The organism is Pseudomonas sp. ICMP 3272, from assembly GCF_001466905.1.
GTDB lineage: Bacteria > Pseudomonadota > Gammaproteobacteria > Pseudomonadales > Pseudomonadaceae > Aquipseudomonas > Aquipseudomonas amygdali.
Map to the genome: position 1 here is coordinate 1 of NZ_LKEK01000121.1, position 973 is coordinate 973.

Here is a 973-nt window from a genome sequence, read left to right on the forward strand (position 1 = left end):
TAACCGGGATGACCTTGGGTATGGTCAAATCTTAAGTCCTGAAAATAGGGCCGCAATTGCTAAAGGACGAACTCCAAAAGTCGACGATGCATGGGTTAGGGCTTTTTCTGAAGATGCAGGGCCAAAGGGCGAAAGAATTTCTATGCACCATGTTCAGGGGGCAAACACTATGGACGCGCACATGCCAAGAGGTTTTAGATATAATCCGGGCGGTCCAGAGGCTGCTCTCCCGGCATACCCGTCGAAAAAAGGAGCTGAATAATGCATTCAGAACGGCTAGAGCATGAAAAGCAAAAGTTAATTTTCTACGTGGCTCAGGATTTGGATCAGTACATTAGATCTAAGGTGCAGCAGCTTGTGAATGAGGTCGCCGCCTCAAGAATATGGAGCATTGCTCTCGCCAACCTTTATTGGCCCAATAGATGAAGNGCTGCAGCAAAATACACTCTCTATTAATATGGACTCGAAAAATCTAGATGAGGTGTAAGAACTAATTCGTGCCGTAAAAAACTACCTGAAAAAGAAAATATTTCCTTTGAGTTTCAGTTAGGTACTACTTTTGTGGGTACCATTGATGATGGTGTTATTGATCGAGTCTTGCTGGAGGAGCTGCTTGTACCGTGGCGAAATCATATCAAAGGCAAAAGTTGAGTTGGTCCAAAAGGCGTTCCCTCTACTGCTGAGTCAGGAGGGAGCAGCGCGGCCAGTGCTGCTAGACCTATAATGCAGATGGCTGCTGAGCAGGCCGCTGGAGCCAGGGCACCTACCAAATCACTAGCTATTCGAATCACGCATTAGAACAATTTGCAGGAGGGGATGGCGGCATTGGTGTAACCCAGTCTGCACTCAGTGGCGCTTGGTCTGACCTACAAAAATTGAATATGTCCTTTCAAGCTTGGGGGGGCTTGGACTCAGATAGGCAACGGGCTTTGCAGTAGGCAGGCATGGTCGATCGGAAAGGTGATGTTTTAAT

1 protein-coding gene is annotated in these 973 nt (G+C 47.2%); it reads left to right on the plus strand.

Annotation, left to right across the window (positions count from 1 at the left end; genetic code table 11):
* Positions 1-262: hypothetical protein (locus tag AO068_RS28935; protein ID WP_201786889.1), on the plus strand; the 262-nt coding region annotated here is incomplete at its 5' end.
* Positions 263-973 lie beyond the last annotated feature (711 nt).